At 65.8% G+C, this 17,663-nt stretch carries 17 protein-coding genes; 7 read left to right on the forward strand and 10 right to left on the reverse strand.

The genetic code is table 11. From position 1 onward, the window contains the following. Positions 1–12 precede the first annotated feature (12 nt). Positions 13–351: a bifunctional 3-phenylpropionate/cinnamic acid dioxygenase ferredoxin subunit gene (locus QNO00_RS15290; protein ID WP_284025114.1), complete on the reverse strand. Its 339-nt coding sequence runs from the start codon at positions 349–351 to the stop codon at positions 13–15. Between the two features lie 86 nt (positions 352–437). Beyond that, a complete protein-coding gene (locus QNO00_RS15295) occupies positions 438–872 on the reverse strand; it encodes a MarR family winged helix-turn-helix transcriptional regulator (protein WP_229966196.1) in 435 nt (144 codons plus the stop codon). A 265-nt stretch (positions 873–1,137) separates the two neighbouring features. Between QNO00_RS15295 and QNO00_RS15300 the strand changes: the two genes are divergently transcribed. The 4 genes from QNO00_RS15300 to QNO00_RS15315 all read left to right on the forward strand — a co-directional run bounded on the left by QNO00_RS15300 (position 1,138) and on the right by QNO00_RS15315 (position 6,437). Continuing rightward, positions 1,138–3,111: an acyl-CoA dehydrogenase family protein gene (locus QNO00_RS15300; protein ID WP_284025115.1), complete on the forward strand. Its 1,974-nt coding sequence runs from the start codon at positions 1,138–1,140 to the stop codon at positions 3,109–3,111. Positions 3,112–3,263: 152 nt separating this feature from the next. Further along, positions 3,264–4,043 (forward strand): SDR family oxidoreductase, encoded by a 780-nt coding sequence (locus QNO00_RS15305; RefSeq protein ID WP_229966198.1) that lies wholly within the window; start codon positions 3,264–3,266, stop codon positions 4,041–4,043. 18 nt (positions 4,044–4,061) lie between these two features. Further along, on the forward strand, positions 4,062–5,315 hold the full coding sequence (locus QNO00_RS15310; protein WP_284025116.1) for an acyl-CoA dehydrogenase family protein: 1,254 nt from the start codon (positions 4,062–4,064) through the stop codon (positions 5,313–5,315). 3 nt (positions 5,316–5,318) lie between these two features. After that, positions 5,319–6,437 (forward strand): phosphotransferase family protein, encoded by a 1,119-nt coding sequence (locus tag QNO00_RS15315; protein WP_284025117.1) that lies wholly within the window; start codon positions 5,319–5,321, stop codon positions 6,435–6,437. Positions 6,438–6,467: 30 nt separating this feature from the next. Here the strand turns inward: QNO00_RS15315 and QNO00_RS17420 are convergent, their stop codons facing one another. Both QNO00_RS17420 and QNO00_RS15320 read right to left on the reverse strand, forming a co-directional pair. Further along, complete coding sequence (locus tag QNO00_RS17420) at positions 6,468–6,578, reverse strand: MFS transporter small subunit (RefSeq protein WP_442860508.1); 111 nt, start codon at positions 6,576–6,578, stop codon at positions 6,468–6,470. Further along, positions 6,575–7,978, reverse strand: a complete 1,404-nt coding sequence (locus QNO00_RS15320) for an OFA family MFS transporter (RefSeq protein WP_229966201.1) — start codon at positions 7,976–7,978, stop codon at positions 6,575–6,577. Before QNO00_RS15320 ends, QNO00_RS17420 begins: the two co-directional genes overlap by 4 nt. 331 nt (positions 7,979–8,309) lie before the next feature. On the opposite strand from QNO00_RS15320, the gene QNO00_RS15325 reads away from it, so the two are divergent. Continuing rightward, positions 8,310–10,406, forward strand: a complete 2,097-nt coding sequence (locus tag QNO00_RS15325; protein WP_284025118.1) for a hypothetical protein — start codon at positions 8,310–8,312, stop codon at positions 10,404–10,406. A gap of 74 nt (positions 10,407–10,480) precedes the next feature. Here QNO00_RS15325 and QNO00_RS15330 read toward each other — a convergent pair whose 3' ends face one another. From QNO00_RS15330 to QNO00_RS15345, 4 genes are all read right to left on the reverse strand, one after another. Then, the gene (locus QNO00_RS15330; protein ID WP_229966202.1) at positions 10,481–11,098 is read right to left on the reverse strand and encodes a dihydrofolate reductase family protein; all 618 of its coding nucleotides are present in this window, start codon (positions 11,096–11,098) and stop codon (positions 10,481–10,483) included. Between the two features lie 76 nt (positions 11,099–11,174). After that, positions 11,175–11,723 carry an acyl-CoA thioesterase gene (locus tag QNO00_RS15335; RefSeq protein ID WP_284025119.1) on the reverse strand — a complete coding sequence of 183 codons (549 nt, stop codon included), beginning with the start codon at positions 11,721–11,723 and terminating at the stop codon, positions 11,175–11,177. A 383-nt stretch (positions 11,724–12,106) separates the two neighbouring features. Beyond that, entirely contained in the window at positions 12,107–12,697 is a 591-nt protein-coding gene (locus QNO00_RS15340; RefSeq protein ID WP_284025120.1) for an Rv1352/Rv1906c domain-containing protein, read from the reverse strand. A 139-nt stretch (positions 12,698–12,836) separates the two neighbouring features. After that, a complete protein-coding gene (locus QNO00_RS15345; RefSeq protein ID WP_284025121.1) occupies positions 12,837–13,484 on the reverse strand; it encodes a hypothetical protein in 648 nt (215 codons plus the stop codon). Positions 13,485–14,277: 793 nt separating this feature from the next. Between QNO00_RS15345 and QNO00_RS15350 the strand changes: the two genes are divergently transcribed. Further along, positions 14,278–15,336, forward strand: a complete 1,059-nt coding sequence (locus QNO00_RS15350; RefSeq protein ID WP_284025122.1) for an SMP-30/gluconolactonase/LRE family protein — start codon at positions 14,278–14,280, stop codon at positions 15,334–15,336. A 75-nt stretch (positions 15,337–15,411) separates the two neighbouring features. After that, positions 15,412–15,882 (forward strand): hypothetical protein, encoded by a 471-nt coding sequence (locus tag QNO00_RS15355; RefSeq protein WP_229966207.1) that lies wholly within the window; start codon positions 15,412–15,414, stop codon positions 15,880–15,882. Here the strand turns inward: QNO00_RS15355 and QNO00_RS15360 are convergent. Both QNO00_RS15360 and QNO00_RS15365 read right to left on the reverse strand, forming a co-directional pair. Next, positions 15,879–16,337, reverse strand: a complete 459-nt coding sequence (locus QNO00_RS15360) for a DoxX family protein (RefSeq protein WP_229966208.1) — start codon at positions 16,335–16,337, stop codon at positions 15,879–15,881. The two genes, QNO00_RS15355 and QNO00_RS15360, sit on opposite strands and share 4 nt — an antisense overlap. A gap of 21 nt (positions 16,338–16,358) precedes the next feature. Further along, positions 16,359–17,534 carry a M20 metallopeptidase family protein gene (locus tag QNO00_RS15365; RefSeq protein WP_284025123.1) on the reverse strand — a complete coding sequence of 392 codons (1,176 nt, stop codon included), beginning with the start codon at positions 17,532–17,534 and terminating at the stop codon, positions 16,359–16,361. Between the last annotated feature and the right edge of the window lie 129 nt (positions 17,535–17,663).

The following is a 17,663-nucleotide window of genomic DNA, read 5'->3' on the forward strand; positions in this document are numbered from 1 at the left end:
TCCGGCGGGACACTACTCCGGTGCTTCGCCGGGGTGGAGGTAGACCTCGCCGTCGCGGACCTCGACCCGATGCGTCTTGGCATTCACCAGCGCCGGAAGGCAGAGCGCCTCCCCGGTCCGCAGGCAGAATCTGGCCGAGTGTATTGGGCACTCCACCTCGGTGTCCTCGATCCACCCCTCCGACAGGGATGCTTCCTCGTGGGTGCAGGTGTCGTTCAGGGCATAGAAGCTCCCGTTGTCACTGTGGAAGACCGCGATATCGTCAGCGGTGCCCGCCACTTCGGCATCGACCTTCACCGCTGTTCCTTCGTCGATTTCATCCACGGCGGCGATCCGAATGCCTTCACTCATCTTCTACCCTCTTCCGGCCCGGGGCCGTGACGTTCCTACTCGATCACTCATCACGTTACCCCTGCCGGACCTGCGGCTCCATGCGCCTAGAGCGACGCGGAGGCTCCCGTCCGGTCCACTTCCAGCTCCCGGATCAGACTGATGAGTTCCCGGCGAAGTTCGGGGTGGATATCGGCGCTGAACCCCGCCCGCTCGATGTCGTCAGCCCGCATCAGCATCCGGCGCCCATAGTCGGAGATGTCCACCACGCGCTTGGCGGCACCCTGCACGTGGGGCAGCTCGCGCACGAGCCCCTGGCGCGACATCGTCGCCAGCGAGGTTCCGAGCGTCTGTGCCGTAACTCTCAGCCGCCGCGCCAGCTCCGCGCGTTTCATCGGTCCGTCCGCGACCAGCACCCGCAGCACGGTGACCCGCTCCTGCGTCAGACCCACATCGCGCAGCCGGTTATCGACCTCGCGACGCACCAGCCGGGCTGCCGTGGACAACAATCGGACGGCTTCCCAGTCCCCCTCGTTCTGCATCTGCCTGCTTCCCTGTATACGTGTCCCGTAGACGTTTTCCAGTTGGCGTCATTACTTCCAGCGAGCGCCGGAAGTAATCAGTGTGCTTACTATTCCAACGCTACCGAGGGGGCACTTGTCAAGAATTGTGCCCTCGCTCAAAAACATGGAAGGCCAGGTTCCCGGGCAACCGGACACCTCTTTCAGCCCGCGCCCTCCGGGCGTACGCTGAGGCGGCACAGCCAACGGAGGCTGCCTGGTGCAGCCCGGACCGAGGGGAACTGCCATGAGCACAAGGAACCTGCAGGATGCCCGGAGCAGCAACGACGACGGCGTTCGGAATATCAAGGAACGGGTGGTCACCGCCCAGGATGCCCGCGCACTGGCCGAGGACTCCCGCATCGCCGAGGACCGGCGGCCAAGCTTCGCCAAGGGCATTTACATGGGCAGCTACAACCTGGACCTGATTCGGCCCCAAGCCGCTGATCCCGAGGCAGCAATCCGGGAACGCGATTTCCTGGACCGGCTGGCCGCTTTCTGCGCCACCCTGGACGGCCAGCTGATTGAACGCACCGGAGTGATTCCGGACGAGTACCTGCGGGGCCTGACCGAACTGGGAGTTTTCGGAATGAAGATTCCCCGGCAGTATTCCGGCCTGGGCCTGTCCCTGCTCGCCTACGGCCGCGGCCTGATGCTCCTCGGATCGGTGCACCCCAGTTTGGGCGCGCTGGTGTCCGCCCACCTCTCGATCGGCGTGCCCGAACCCGTCAAGGTCTTCGGCACCGAGGAGCAGAAGGAGGAATACCTCCCCCGCTGCGCAACCGGCGCCATCTCAGCGTTCCTGCTGACCGAACCCGACGTCGGATCCGACCCGGCGCGGATGCGCGCCACCGCCGTGCCGTCGGAGGACGGCAGCGAGTATGTGCTGGACGGGGTAAAGCTCTGGACCACCAACGGAGTGATCGCCGAACTGGTGGTCATCATGGCGGCGGTGCCGGCCCACGGAACGGAAAAAGGCGGCATCAGCGCCTTCGTTGTGGAAATGGACACTCCCGGAATCACTGTGGAGAACCGCAACAATTTCATGGGCCTGCGCGGCATCGAGAATGGCGTCACCAGGCTCCGCGGGGTGCGCGTGCCAGCGGCCAACCGGCTGGGCAGGGAAGGGCAGGGCCTGAAAATCGCCCTCACCACCCTGAACACCGGGCGCCTGTCCATCCCCGCCCTGTGCGCCTCCTCCGCCAAATGGTCAGTGAAAATCGCCCGCGGCTGGACGGGCACCCGCGAGCAGTGGGGACAACCCATCGGCCGGCACGAGGCGGTGGCCAAAAAGGTGGCGTTCATCGCCGCCACCGCCTTCGCCGTGGAAAGCGTGTTTGAACTGTCTGCCTCCATGGCCGACGCCGGCACCAAGGACATCCGGATCGAAGCGGCACTCGCCAAGCTCTGGGCCTCCGAGATGGCCTACCGGGTCGCTGACGAACTCGTTCAGATCCGCGGCGGCAGGGGTTTTGAAACAGCGGCGTCCCTGGCTGCACGGGGGGAACGGGCGGTGGCCGCCGAACAGCAGCTGCGGGACCTGCGGATCAACCGGGTCTTTGAAGGCAGCACGGAGATCATGCATCTGCTGATCGCCCGTGATGCCGTTGATGCCCATCTCAAGGCCGCCGGCGACCTGGCGGTGGCGGACTCCCCGCTGGGAAACAAGGCCAGGGCAGCAGTGAAGGCCAGCGGTTTTTACGGCCGCTGGCTGCCCACACTGGCGGCCGGACGCGGTTCCGTGCCCACCGCGTACGCGGAGTTTGGCCCCCTTTCCGGGCATCTGCGGTACGCCGACCGCGCCTCCCGGCGGCTCGCCCGGTCCACCTTTTACGGCATGGCACGGTGGCAGGCCGGGCTGGAGCACCATCAGGTGTTCCTCGGCCGGATTGTGGACATCGGCGCTGAGCTGTTCGCCATGTCGGCAGTGTGCATGCGGGCCGAGACGATGCGCGGGAAGAATCCGGCGGAGGGTACCGAAGCGTATGAGCTGGCCGGGGCCTTTTGCGCCCAGTCCCGCGCGCGGATTGACGCGCTCTTTGACGACCTGTGGCGCAACTCAGATGCCGAGGACCGCCGGCTCGCCAAGGGGGTGCTGTCCGGGCGGTACACCTGGCTGGAGGAGGGTGTGCTGGACCAGTCCGAGGGAACCGGCCCCTGGATCGCGGAAGGGGCAAACGGCCCGGAGGCCCGGGGAAACCTGCACCGCCGGTACCGGTGACGGCTGCCCTCCCGCCGCCTGGCAGGCGGTGACGTGGCCCTTGACACACTATTCGCGCTACAGCAGACTTAGCCTGACCGCGCATCATACCAAGCGGTTGCTTGGGAGTGGTGCCCTTTCGGCGGCCCGGTCCCGGCAATCAGAGGAGTCCCATGCAGGAGTACAGCGAGTCCCGGCGACTGGAGGGGAAAACGGCCATCGTCACCGGTGCCAGCCGGGGCATTGGCCTTGCCGTGGCCCGGCGGCTGGCCGCCGAGGGTGCCCGGGTCTGCATCACGGCCAGGAAACCCGGGCCCCTCGAGGAGGCAGCGGCGTCGTTCCCGGAGGGATCGGTCCTGGCGATTGCCGGCAAGTCGGACGACGCGGAACACCGCGCCGAGGTGCTGGACACCGTGGCGGGGGCATTCGGCCGGCTGGACATCCTGGTGAACAACGCCGGCATCAATCCTGTGTACGGTCCGCTGATGGAGCTGGAGCCGGAGGCCGCCCGCAAAATCATCGAGGTGAACCTCTACGGCACGCTCGGCTGGGTACAGGCCGCCTTTCACCATCCGAAGCTGGACTTCGCCGAACGGGGCGGATCGGTCATCAACCTGTCCTCGGTCAGCGCACAGACCCCCTCCCCCGGCATCAGCTTCTACGGAGTCAGCAAGGCCGCCATTGAGCAGCTCACCAGATCGCTGGCGGTTGAGCTGGGGCCGGCCATCCGCGTCAATGCCCTGGCTCCCGCCGTCGTCAAAACGGCCTTTGCCCGCGCGCTGTACGAGGGCAGGGAAGAACAGGTAGCCGCTGCTTATCCCCTCGGCCGGCTGGGCACGCCTGAGGACGTGGCTGCCGCCGCGGCCTTCCTGGCGTCGGACGACGCCGCCTGGATCACCGGCCAGATCCTGAACCTCGACGGCGGCCTGCTGGCCGCCGGCGGCAATGCCTAAGCTGCTAAGGACATCCCCATGAGCACCCTGCCCTCCGAGGTCGAAGACCTGCGCATCCGCACCCGGGACTTCATCCGGTCCACCGTCATTCCGGCCGAGCCCTTGCCGGGTGAGCGCCTCGGCGAGGACTCCCTCGACCGGCTGCGTGCCGCGGCCAAGAGCGCCGGTGTCTTCGCGCCGCATGCTCCGAAGGAATACGGCGGCCAGGGCCTGGCGCTGCGGTTTTGGTCGCCCATCTTCCAGGAGGCGGGGTATTCCCTGATCGGCCCGACCGTGCTCAACTGCCAGGCCCCGGACGAGGGCAACATGCACATGCTCGAGCTGATCGGCACGGAGGACCAGAAGAAGCAGTATCTCCGCCCCCTGGTCTCCGGTGCGGCCCGGTCCTGCTTCGGCATGACCGAACCGCACCCCGGCGCGGGATCGGATCCGGCCGCCCTGCAGACCTCGGCCGCCAAGGTGCACGGCGGCTGGATCATCAACGGCCACAAACGCTTCACCAGCGGCGCCAACAACGCCGCCTTCTGCATCGCCATGGTCCGCACCCCGGCCCTCGACGCGTCGGCGCCGGAGGGTGGTGCCCCGGCCGGAGCCACCATGCTCCTCGTGGACATGGACACCCCCGGGGTGCGGATCGGCGAACAGATTTCCACCATGGACCGCGCCATCGGCGGCGGCCATCCGCACCTGCACTTCGAGGACGTGTTCGTGCCGGACTCGGCGGTGCTGGGCACTCCCGGCAAGGGATTCCGCTATGCCCAGGCACGCCTCGGCCCGGCCCGGCTCACCCACTGCATGCGCTGGCTCGGGCTGGCCCGGCGGGCCATGGACATTGCCCTGGACCGGACCAACACCCGGGAAATGTTCGGCTCCGCCCTGCACGAGTTGGGCATAGCGCAGGACATGCTGGCCCTGAACGTGATGGATCTGGAAACCTCCGATGCCATCATCACCAAGACCGCCACGCTGCTGGAATCCAACGCCAAGGCCGGCTCCGCGCTGTCCTCGGTGGCCAAGGCGCACACGTCCGAGGCGGTATACCGGGTGATTGACCGTTCCCTGCAGCTGTGCGGCGGCGACGGCGTCTCCGACCGCCTGCCACTGGCGTCCTACCTCAACGAGGTGCGCGCCTTCCGCATCTACGACGGTTCAAACGAAACGCACAAGTGGGCCATCGCCCGCCGGGCGTCCGCAGAACGACGGCGGGCGGTGGAGGACGGCGCGCCCTTCCAGGCCGACGTCGCCCAGACCTACAGCTCCGCGGAGGCATAGAAGATGGCAGGCGCGAGCCTCCTGCACTCAGTGCCGGACGGCACCGAGGTGGTGGCAACCCAGGCCGATGCCGAGGCGCTCGCCTCCCCGCCCCTGCTCATCCTGGACGCCGTCACTGCTTTCCTGGATGCGCACAACCTGGGTTCCGGCCCGCTGTCCTGGGCTCAGATCGGCGACGGGCAGTCCAACATCACCTACCGCATCCAGCGCGGCAGCGAGGTATTCGTGCTCCGGCGCGGGCCCCGTCCGCCGCTGCCGCCGTCGACGCATGACATGGTGCGTGAAGCGCGGATCCAGCAGCTCCTGCACACCCAGGGGGTTCCGGTTCCGGACATCCTGGCAGTGTGTGAGGACGAGTCGGTGCTGGGCGTGCCGTTCTACGTCATGACCTACTTGGAGGGCCTCGTCATCACCGATACCGTCCCGGCGCCCCTGAACTCGGCAGCACAGCGGCTGGCCACCAGCAACGCCGTCGTCGACACCCTGGTCCAGCTGCACCGGGTGGATGTGACCGCCGGCGGACTCGCGTCCTTCGGCCGCCCGGACGGCTATCTGCGCCGGCAGGTGGAACGGTTTTCCGCGCTCTGGGACATCAATACGACGCGGTCCCTGCCGGACGTCGCGCGCCTGGGCAGCTGGCTGGCCGACAACCTTCCCGAGAGCCAGCACGCCGCAGTCCTTCACGGCGACTACCGGCAGGGAAACCTGATGTTCCATGGCAGCGCCCCCGCTCGGGTGACCGCCGTCCTGGACTGGGAGATGGCCGCCGTCGGCGATCCGCTGGCCGACCTCGGCTATCTGACGGCAACCTACGCTGAGCCCGGCAGCCCTCCCAGCCCACTGGAGCTGTCCGCCGTCACCCGCGACCCGGGCTACCTGCGGCGGAGCGAGCTGATCGCGCGCTACCAGGCGCAGACCGGGCTCTCCCTTGAGGCGCTGCCGTGGTATCAGGCGCTGGCCCTGTGGAAGGCCTCCATCTTTTGCGAAGCCATCTACACCCGGTGGCTCAAGGGCGAACGGCCCAACGACACGCGTTTTGCCCCGTCCCTGGAGGCAGGCGTGCCGCAGCTGCTGGAGCAGGCCCGCGCCTTCGCAGGCCTGCTCCCAACAAGCACGGGGTAGGGAAGCGCCGGAGCCCAGCGGTGCTTTCTGTCAGCCGAACAGCGCAGCAGCCCGGGAGAGGGTCTGGAAAACGCCGTACCCCAAGGGAACACCCACCAGGAGCCAGCTCAGGGCCACCCGAAGGTCGAGAGATTTTTTCACTGGTGCTCATCCTTCAGCTTGGTTGCAGGTGCGTTCTCCGGTGCCGCACCCTGCGGTTCATGGTGCCGGGAATCGACCGGACGCACCATCAGATTGGCGATGAAGCCGATGATCAGCAGGCCCACCATTGTCAGCAGTGCCGGCTGGTACGCGCCGGCATCCAGTTCGCCAGGCGTTCCCTGGGCGTCCAGGAAGGAGTTCACGATCAACGGGCCGGCGATGCCTGCGGCTGACCACGCCGTCAGCAGCCTTCCGTGGATCGCGCCTACCTGATACGTGCCGAAAAGGTCCCGGAGATAGGCCGGCACCGTGGCAAACCCGCCACCGTAGAAGGACAGGATCACAAAGGCCAGGAGGACGTACAAGATGGTGGAGGTGCTGCCGAACAGCGAGAGCATCAAATAGAGCACGGCGCCCGCCCCCAGATACACCATGTAGATGCGCTTGCGGCCGATCACATCCGAGGTGGCGGACCAGACAAAGCGTCCACCCATGTTGCCGATCGAGAGCAGGCCCACAAAGCCTCCCGCCACCGCAGCGCTGACCAGGGAGACGCCGTCGGGCTGGCGGAAGAAGTCCTGGATCATCGGCGAGGCCTGTTCCAGGATGCCGATCCCGGCCGTGACATTGCAGAAAAGAACGATCCAGACCAGCCAGAACTGCCGGGTTTTGATCGCATTCGCGGCGGAGACGTGGGCGGTGGTGACCAAGGACTTGGCAGCTACTGTGGCCGGATCGAACCCCTCGGGGCGCCATCCTTCCGCGGGCACCCGGATGGTCCATGCACCGTAGAGCATATACACGAGATACACGGCAGCGAGGGTAATGAAGAGCTTTCCAACAGCCTCGCCCCCGTCACCGTCCGCGGTGCCGAACTCCGGGTCATAGAAGGTGAGCAGGGCCGAGGACAGCGGGCTGGCGATCAGCGCGCCGCCGCCAAAACCCATGATCGCCATCCCGGTGGCCAGTCCGGGCCGGTCGGGGAACCATTTGATCAGGGTCGAGACCGGAGAAATGTAGCCGATGCCCAGCCCGATGCCGCCGATGACCCCGTAACCGAGGTAGAGGAGCCACAGCTGGTCGGTGAAGATTCCGGCCGCGCCCACGAGGAACCCGCCGGACCAGAAAACGGCGGACACAAACATCGCCTTTCGCGGGCCGTTCCGATCCACCCAGGTGCCCATGATCGCGGCGGACAGGCCCAGCATCACGATGGCCACGGAAAAAATGACGCCGATCTGCGTGAGGCTGGCGTCGAAGTGCTCCACCAGCGCGTTTTTGTACACGCTCGTGGCATACGCCTGCCCGATGCAGAGGTGGACCGCCAGTGCGGCTGGTGGGATCAGCCAGCGGTTGAACCCAGGCGGGGCGATGATGTTTTCACGGTCAAGCCAGCTCATCCGAAGCTCCCTTGTCGATGGTGAAGCACCTGCAAACTGCCGTCGCCGCCAGCATTCACCACGACGCTGCCGCAACCGGCCTGACACGCCGATGGCTTTATCTGATTTTTATGGGGACTGCAACTTACCCTCGGGTAACTTCTTCCCGAAAATCCTTGCTTTGTTACCGGTCAGTAAGTTAGATGTAACAGACATCACACTTTTGTCGGGGGAATTCGTCATCAGAGCAGAGGCGCTTTCGGTCCGGCAGCACTGAGAGCGGGAGCCCACCGGCACCCCTCGCGGCCCACCCGGTCATGGGACCGGTTCTGACCCACATAAAGGAATTTCAATGACGAGTTCTCCGTCCGGGCGGGCAACTTCCCGCCCGCATGCACTTCTGACAGCACTGCTGGCCCTGTTCCTGATCCTCCTCCTGGCCTTCTTCGTGCTGTTCACCAGCCGGGTTGCCACCGGAGCCGCCCAGCTCAGCGAAGGCGCCGAGCGGGCATCCACCGGTGCCGGCGACCTGAAAGAGGGAGCCGCCAAGGCCCATGACGGCGCGGACAAGGTTGCCGCCGGCAGCGAGAAGGTCGACGCCGGGGCGAACACCCTGGCCAAGGGCATCACCTCGGCCAAGACCGGCGCCGCCACACTCAAGGACGGCGCGACGAGCCTGGACGAGGGTGCGGTTAAACTCCTCATCGGCGCTGAAGCCGCAAACGCCGGCGCCAACAAGCTCGCCACCGGCACCACCAGTGCCAACACCGGCGCGCAGCAGCTGGCCACCGGCGCCACCAGCGCCTTCGCCGGAGCCGACAAGCTTGCCGCCGGCGCCACCAGTGCCAACACCGGCGCGCAGCAGCTGGCCACCGGAGCTACCAGCGCAGCCGAAGGCTCCAAGAGCCTTGCCGCCGGCGCCACCAGCGCCAACACCGGCGCGCAGCAGCTGGCCACCGGCGCCACCAGCGCCTCCACCGGAGCCGACAAGCTTGCCGCCGGCGCCACCAGCGCCAACACCGGCGCGCAGCAGCTGGCCACCGGCGCCACCAGCGCAGCCGAAGGCTCCAAGAGCCTTGCCGTCGGCGCCACCACCGTGCGGGAGGGATCGGACGCGCTTGCTGCCGGCGCCTCCGATCTGCACTCCAAGATGGAACCTCTGGTTGGAGGCTCAGCCGAGCTGGCCGCCGGTGCCAAAGACGCCGTCGATGGCATCGCCAAGCTTGCTCCTGCCGCAGCAGCGGTCAACGGCGGCGTCCTGCAGATCAACGGCGGGATCAACACCGTCCAGGAGGGCCAGACCTATACGGTTGCCCAGCAGATCAGGGCCGATCTGAGCCCCTACAGCCCGCAGGGAGTCTCCCAGGGCGCGGCCGAGCTTCGAGCGGGGGCTGCCCAGCTTGAGCCGTTGATTGGCAAGGAGCAGGCGGACGGCATGCGCCTGGCCGCGGACAAACTTGAAGGATTGGAACGCCTGGTGGCCGGCATCGACCTCGGGCTGCAGGGCAATGGAACCACAGCCAACCCCGGCCTGTTGTACGGAACCGATGCCGTCTCGGCAGGATTGGAAGTTCTCAACAGCAAGGCTCCTGCCCTGGCAACCGGTGCTGCAACCGCAGCTGAGGGTGTGAAAGCGCTCCACGTCGGCGCCGGGGATCTTTCCACAGGCGCTGCGGCACTCAACACCGGCCTGGTTCAACTCGAAGCCGGCGCCGGTGCCCTCGCCGAAGGCAACCTTCAGCTCGCTGCCGGGGCCGGCAGCCTGACCACCGGGCTGGCCACCCTGGAAACCGGCGCCCACACCCTCGCCGAAGGCAACGGCAAGCTCGCCACCGGAGCCGGCAGCCTGACCACCGGTCTCTCCACCCTGGAAACCGGCGCCCACACCCTCGCCGAAGGCAACGGCAAGCTCGCCACCGGAGCCGGCAGCCTGACCACCGGTCTCTCCACCCTGGAAACGGGCGCCCACACCCTCGCCGAAGGCAACGGCAAGCTCGCCACCGGAGCCGGCAGCCTGACCACCGGACTGGCCACCCTGGAAACCGGCGCCTACACCCTCGCCGAGGGCAACGCCAAGATCTACGACGGCACAGTGACTCTCGCCGACGGCACCGGCAAGCTGGTTACCGGCAGCGGCAGCCTTTCCGACGGCGTCGTGAAGCTCGACGACGGCGGCAAGACGCTGACCACAGGAACGGGTGATCTGAAGGAAGGCGCCGCAGATCTGGCCGAAGGCAACAAGAAACTGGCCGAAGGCAGTGAAACGCTCGACGGCGGCAACGGGGAAATCTCCGTAGGCGCGGAGACCATGAGGGCCAGCGCCTCCGCCATGACCCCCGGCGAGATTGCCACGTCCCCGAAGGTCCTGGCCGTGCTCATCCCACTGCTTCTGCTGATGGTGCCGCTGGTCATGCTGGCCGGCGGGCGCTCGCGCCGGTCCCAGCCCTAGCGAACAGTCCAGCACGTTCCACCGAAAGGGCGGAGCCGCATCTCGCGGCTCCGCCCTTTGGTTTGGTGCTGGTCTTAGGCCCCGGTCCGGGCCTCGAAATCACCGCTGCCGAAGGGTATGGGCCTGAGCCGAAGATGCAGGGCGCCGCTGTTCAGGGTTTCCGATTCGAGGAGATGGAAGCCCGAAGGCGTGGCTCCGGTTTCAAAGAGCCGCTTGCCCGATCCGACCACGACGGGAAACACCAGCAGCCGATACTCATCGACCAGGCCTGCGTCGTGCAGCGTCCGGGCCAGCTGGTGGCTGCCGTGGACCTGGATTTCGCCTCGGTGCGCGCGCAGCGCCGCGACGGCCGCCAGCGGGTTCCCCTGAAGCACCCGCGTGTTGTTCCAGGTCGGGTTGGTCAGGGTGGAGGAGACCAGATATTTGGGCAGGTGGTTGAGGGCGTAGGCCACTGCATCCTCCGGGTCGGTCACCCCTTCCCAGTACGGCTGCATCATCTCGTAGGTGCTCCGGCCGAGGAGCAGCGAGTCACCCCGGGCGAACCAGCCGGTGACCGTCCGACCCACGCCCACATCCATGTGCGGCACCAGCCATCCGCCGCGTTCAAAGCCGCCGGACCGGTCCTCGTCCGCGGCGCCCGGGCCCTGCATCACGCCATCCAGGCTCAGGAAAATGTTGAGGGAGAGAGTCATGCGCGCCAATGTACGCCGCCGGTCGGACGAGCGGTATGCGTGCGCCCGGTTCTGGCCCGGGCACCGCGGGAAGGACTCAGTTCCAGGTGTGGGGCGCCGGCCGGCGGGTGCTCGGGAGCGCACCGTCTTCGCGCCACTGCCGGATCCACTCCGGCACTTCCAGATCGGCCGGCGGCAGCACGCCGGCGGCCTTGAAGATGTCCTCGTTGCTGACCGGCCCCTGCGTGGACACGAAGCGCGCGGCGATGTAGGCACGCGCGTAGATTTCGCCGTCGGCCACCATCCGCTGCTCCAGGTAAGTGGCACGGTCGTCGAATCCGATGACCTTGGTTTCGATCGTGTAGCGCTGGCCCAGTTCCAGGGATTTGCGGAAGCTGATGGTCTCGTTTCCCACCACCGGGCTCCATCCCTTGCGGCGCATTGCGCCCCAGAAGCCGCTTCGAACCATGAGGTCGAAGCGGCCCAGGTCCATCAGCGACAGGTACATGCCGTTGTTCAGGTGCATCGCGATGTCGATGTCAGTGGGCAGCACCCGCATCGGCAGCGATGACGTATCAAAAAAGCCCAATGCAGAGCGCCGGCGGGAGCGGAAGAGGACCAGAAGCGTGCGAAGGAGTAGATGCATGCACGCCATATTACTGGTCGGTAACTTAGGTCGGTAACATGACATCCCGCGGATCCTGGTCGGGCGGGTTGATCACCCCTTCGGCCGGTATCGAGTCCGCAGGCGACATCGGCCGGATCAGGGAAACCGCTGCACGCCGGAAAGAAGCGCCTGTCGCCCCTCTCCAGGGGCGTGAGGTCCAGTGAATTGGTCCGGCCGTCGTTGACCGGGCTTCCAAAAAAGGCGGCGCTTCCCTTTCGGGAGGCGCCGCCGTCGCCCTCAGTTTCAGGTGCGGTTTCGCGAGCAGATGTTGTTCGGCGTTCGGCCCGGCCTTGATTCCGCCGGGAACGCGACCATGGTCTGACCCTTCGCCCGGAGGTCTCCGGTCAAACGAACAGGAGTGGTTACTGCTTTTCCCATGTCCCGCAGCGCGCCGACTTAAAGTCTTGGCCTTCAGCCAGCGTGACGACGGGATGCCCTCCTCCTGGAATGTCGTTCTCAAGGATGTCTGCAGCGTTGGATCCGCTGCGGTAGACACCCCAGTAGCAGCTGGACCCGACAGGCTGTGAAGCACGGTAAGTTCCCGGCGCAATATCTTGTCCCACTACCCAGGTGCCGTCGCCGACGGTGTTGGCAGCTTTAGTCTTTTCTGCCCCGGTGACCGCATCTTCGCGAGCCTTGACCGTAGCTTCGGCAGCCTTCACTTTCTCTTCGGAAGTCGCCACTGCAGTTTCGCGTTTCTCGACGTCGACTTCCCGCGCCCTAATACCGTCCGCCATGACGTCGTAGTCTTCTTGAAGCACCTCGTAGTCGGCTTCAATCTCTGTCAGTTCGGTCTCAAGGGACTTCTTCGAAGCTTCCAATGCGACATATTCATCGCTGCCGGTCGGATCAACCAGCGCCGCTCCCGCCAAACCACCGCCTCCAAGCAACACGACACAGGTCAACGCCAACACCCAGCCCTTGCCCTTTCGCTTGCTCGGGCGGTCGGACACGGTCCGAGGAGCCCTCGGCCCGGAAGACTTAGGGGGCCCCGGAGGCCCGGGAGGCCCGTTTGTTTCGGCGGCAACAGCAGACTTTTCGGGGAACCGACCGAGGTCTGTTTCCTGTTCAAGGGGTTTCATGACGAGGCTCCTAATCCGTAATTTCGACGACGATGTTCAGCCCGCTGTCGGGGTGATAACCCCAGGATGCAGTGAATTCGTCCCAGTCCGCGCTCTGGCGTCCGTCCAGCGCTCGGGTGGTCCCGATCCGGCTTTCCACACTGTCCGGAATATCCATCTCAGCAAGAAGACAGGAGATATCGGCATAGTCGGCGCCGGTGGAGTCTTCTCCTTCACTGCTCATGGAGATTGACTGTCCGTTGTCACCGATGTCGATGCCATACGTGTCCGTGACGCTGCAGGACTCAGCCGCCTCTTCAATAGCGTTGGAGGAGAAGGGAATGTTGATCTGTCCCAGCCCGATTCCTGCGATCAGGCCAAAGCCGAGGCCGACTGCCCCGTAGACCAGGTGCTTCCGGCTTGCGCGCGAAGACGCCTCCGCCGGTCGCCAGTCGGCGCCTGAGGCAGGTGGATGAACGGTTTGTCCGGGAGAAGCAGGCGGAGGAGGCTGGCTTTGGCCGTACCCTGCCGCCGCGGAGGGTGGTGCGGGTGGTGCGGCAGGACCTGCTGCCGATACTGCCGGTGAGTCGATGTCACCTGCCACCTCAGCTGAACCGGTTTGCTGACGTTCCGGCTGGGCTGCCTTCTGTGGTTCGCCATTTGCTCGATGTTGCAACATTAACTGTTTTCCCTGTTCTGGACGGCGGATAAGCGTTGGATGCGGAGCTGAAGCCGTCCCCAAATTAAGGTGCACAGCTATCGCGCCAGCAGAACCAATGCCTAGCCTTTATCCTGCCCTACAAACCGAGACGGGATTGCCGGAATCCTGGAAGGCAGTCCGATAACCCTTTGATCAGAATTTTCATGGAAACCGCGCAACTTTCTGCTGCACCGAACTAATCGAAGTCCCATGGGAATGAGCAGTCAGTAACCGTTAGTGACTTCCCCTCCTGATGCCACTCTTTCGATCCGGGATAAACGCTCCAGTCAGCAGCATGCGGATATACCGCCTAGGGATTCCGTCCGGTTTCCCCAGCACGGCAGGCCGTCGCAAGAACAAGACTTCGATGCCAACGAAGTCATCCCCGGGCCGGGGATTCAAACGAAACCCCAGCTCAAGGACTTCTGTGATTTCGTTGGGAATTCATAGTTGCAGGGGCAGGTTTCGTCGGGGATGACGTCCGCTTCCCGGCACGCGTTCCCACTCTTCGTTATTCCTGTGACTGATGGGGCCGCAGCAGCCCCGGCAGGTATCAAAGAGTGGGAATCCGTGCGGGGTAGCCGGCAAAAGCGCCGAGCTCCGGACAGCATCCCGCCGGCCCCACCAATTACGGGCCGACCCGGCAAAAAGATTAGGATGATCCTAAGCACTTTGGGCGGCCGCTGTCCTCGGTCTGCAAAGCACTGCGCGGCGTTCGGCCGCCCGAGGACCCCCACCCGCAACGGAGCCTTGAATGTCACAGAACGCCAGGATGTCACAGCGCACAAAGCAACCCGCCGCCATCTGGCGCGGAATGGCAGCGCTCGGAATGATCGGCGCCCTCGTCGGATGTTCCGGCCTGGACACGGGAAGCACCTCCCCGGACACCGACAGCACGACGGCAGGTCCCAGCCAGCGCGCCGAACGGACCGCCGAAAAGGTCGTCCAGGTCAGCGAGGTCCACCCCGAAACGGGCATGACACTGATCGAAGGACCGACGTTCGGGCCCGACGGCGGCCTTTTCGTCGTCGACGTCACCGCGCCTCCGGGGGATCCGAAAGTCCTGAAGGTCGACGTCGACGGGCAGACGGTCGAAGGAATCTACACCAACGAAACCAGCGCCTTCACCTCGGCCCAGTTCAGCCCGCAGGACGGACGGCTGTACCTGACCGACTTTGTCGGCGGAAAGATCGAGAGCATCACGGCTGAGGGCACCGATCCGAAGACCTTCTTCAGCGGCGATGTGGAGGGCACCTCCACGAAACTCGACGATCTGGCCTTTGACGAGGCAGGACACCTCTTCGTCAGCGACACCACCGGCCATGACGGCCCGGCGTCGGAGGTCCAGGGCAGGATCGTGCGGATCGACAAGGACACCGCGCAGCCAACGGTCCTGGCCAGGGACCTCCCTGCCCCCAACGGAATCTCGTTCACTGAGGATTTCAAGGCCCTGTGGGTCAGCCAGTACTCGGAAAACCGCATCGACTACCTGGGCCTCAGCGAGGACAAGACCCGCGTGGAAACGTCCCACCCCGGCGTCCAGGTCAATGGCGGCAAGAGCCAGATCGACTCCAACGCCGTGGATGAGAGCGGAAACATCTACCAGGCGTTCCACGGGCAGCCCAGCATCTACGTCTACAGCCCGCAGGGCGAACTGCTGTCCACAGTCTCGGTGCCGGCGGACGACGCCGAGGGCCTGACTTCCGCAACCAATGTGGCCATCAAGCCCGGCACCTCCGAGGCCTACATGACGGTCAGCGGGCCCGACGGCGGATTCGTCTACTCCTTCGAAGCGCTGGGCACCGGGATCCGCCAGTCCAACGGCGGCTAGGCCCGACGGCGAACGCCTCCGCGCGCCGTGGGCAAATGCCGTTGTCTGTAGTGCGATCCCCTAGAGTAACCGTCCATGGACTCGCCACCGCAGTTTGTCGTCATTCTGTTTGGCGCCCTGATCGTATGCCTCGGTCCGGTCCTGCTGGCGGGAGGCATTCTGGCCTACACCGGGCGTTGGACAGACTGGGTTGGTCCATCGAGCTACCCTTCGACGGCGAAGCACTCCCGGTTTGGGTTTATGGTGTTTTGGGCCGGCCTGCCGATGACCGTTGTGGACATCCACCTCGCGCTGGAGGTGCTGGGTATGGACGCCGGGGTGACAGGGTATCTCGTGCAGCCAGCCGCTGTTTCCTGCGCGCTGGTAGTGTTCATCCAAATCTATTTCCTGCCCCGGTTCCTCCGCCCCGTGCTGCTGCCCCGGTGGTACCGGGATTGGGAGGCTGCCCAATTCGAGGTGGAGGAGCGGGAGGCTGCAAAGCGCCGTGCGAGGCGTACACGCCGTCGGGAGAAACGCCGGAAAGCGAAGGAAAAGGCCCGCAGCTAGCCCTTCTTCAGCGCGGCCCGCAGCGCCTTCCAGGCCCCGGTGGACCACAGCGCCCAAAGCACCAGCAGCGGCTGGAACAACAGCCGCACCAGCCGGGCCCGGTCAGTGTCGAGCCCGAATGCATCGGTGTGCGTCACGTACTGGGAGATGTTTCCGGGGGAAATCGCCACGAAAAACGCCGCCACGGCCAGGCCCACCGGCACCCGGCGCCTGCGCAGCAGGATCAGCGCCGCACCGAGGCTGAGCTCCTCAACACCGGAGAGCAGCACGACGGCGTCGTCGTCCATCGGCACCCAGCCCGGGACCTGGGCCTGGAATTCCTCCCGGGCGAAGGTCAGGTGGGAGGTCCCGGCGAAGGCCAGGAACGAACCGAGCGCAATGGCCCCCAGACGCCGGGGCTTCGAGGTGGGCGGAGCAGGTTCGGCAGCGGCCGTGATCAGGTGTGAAATAGCCATGGCCCGAGCCTACGCCTGCTGCTACGTCAGCCGGTTATACGCCAGCTGGGCCAGTGCGGCAGCCTGGTCGCCCAGCACCGAATCGTCAAAAAGCACCCGCGGGGAGTGGTTCCAGGCGACGGTTTCCGGGTCCAGCGACGGCGGTGTGGCTCCCAGGAAAATAAACGTGCCGGGAACCTCGTTGAGGATCAGGGAGAAGTCTTCCGAGCCCATGAGCGGATCGCGGGACTCCAGCACCCGGTCCTCACCGAATATCTCGCGCAGCCCGGAGATGGCCTCCCGTGTCCGGCCGGCATCGTTGCGCGTCACCGGATAGCGCTCGGTGAAGTGCACTTCCACACTGCATCCGTGCGCGGCGGCGATGCCCTCGGCGAGCGTCGTGGATTCCACGATCACGCGGTCCAGCGACTCGTCGGACAGCGTGCGGACCGAGGCCCCCAACTTGGCAGTGTCCGGAATGACGTTGATGGCGTCGCCCGCTTCGAGCTGAGTGACGGTTAGGACAATCGGGTCAAAGACGGAGAACCTGCGGGTGGCCATGGTCTGCAGCGCCGTGGCGATTTCGGTCAGGGCCGGAACGGGGTCGACGGCGGTCTGCGGCTGCGAGCTGTGGCCGCCGGATCCCTTCACAGTGATGCGCAGTTCGTTCGCCCCCGCCATCAACGTGCCCGGCCGGGTGCGGAAAACACCGAGCGGACCGGGCCGCACATGGATCCCGTACGCAGCAACGGGGCGCTCCCCCGCGGCGTCGAGCACTCCTTCGTCCAGCATGAGACTCGCGCCATCGTGGCCTTCCTCCCCGGGCTGGAACATGAAGATGACGCTGCCGGAGAGGTCCTCCTGCTGGGCGTGAAGCAGTTTGGCCGCCCCCACGAGTCCGGCCACGTGCAGGTCGTGTCCGCAGGCGTGCATGTTGCCGTTGGTGGAGGCATACTCCAGGTCGGTCAGTTCTGCCACCGGGAGGGCATCCATGTCTCCGCGCAGCAGCACGGCAGGCCCCGGCTCGGCGCCGCGGAGCACGGCGACCACCGACGTCGCCTTGACGCCCAACGTGATCTCCAGGTTCAGTCCCTCCAGCGCAGCCAGGATTTTCTCCTGGGTGCTGGGCAGATCCAGCCCGGTCTCGGGCTCCCGGTGCAGGGCACGCCGCAGCGCCACCAATTCAGGGAGGATCGCCTTTGCTTCTTCAACAAACATGCTCTGTGTCCTGTCATCCGCGCCGATGCCCGGCCGCCTTCGTGCCAACTTGCTACCTACGCAGTAAACCATTCCTTTCCCGCCAGCACACCGCCGGTTGCTCCCGCCCCACCTGCAACAGCCCGACCG

It is taken from the genome of Arthrobacter sp. zg-Y1219, from assembly GCF_030125545.1.
Taxonomy (GTDB): Bacteria; Actinomycetota; Actinomycetes; order Actinomycetales; family Micrococcaceae; genus Arthrobacter_B.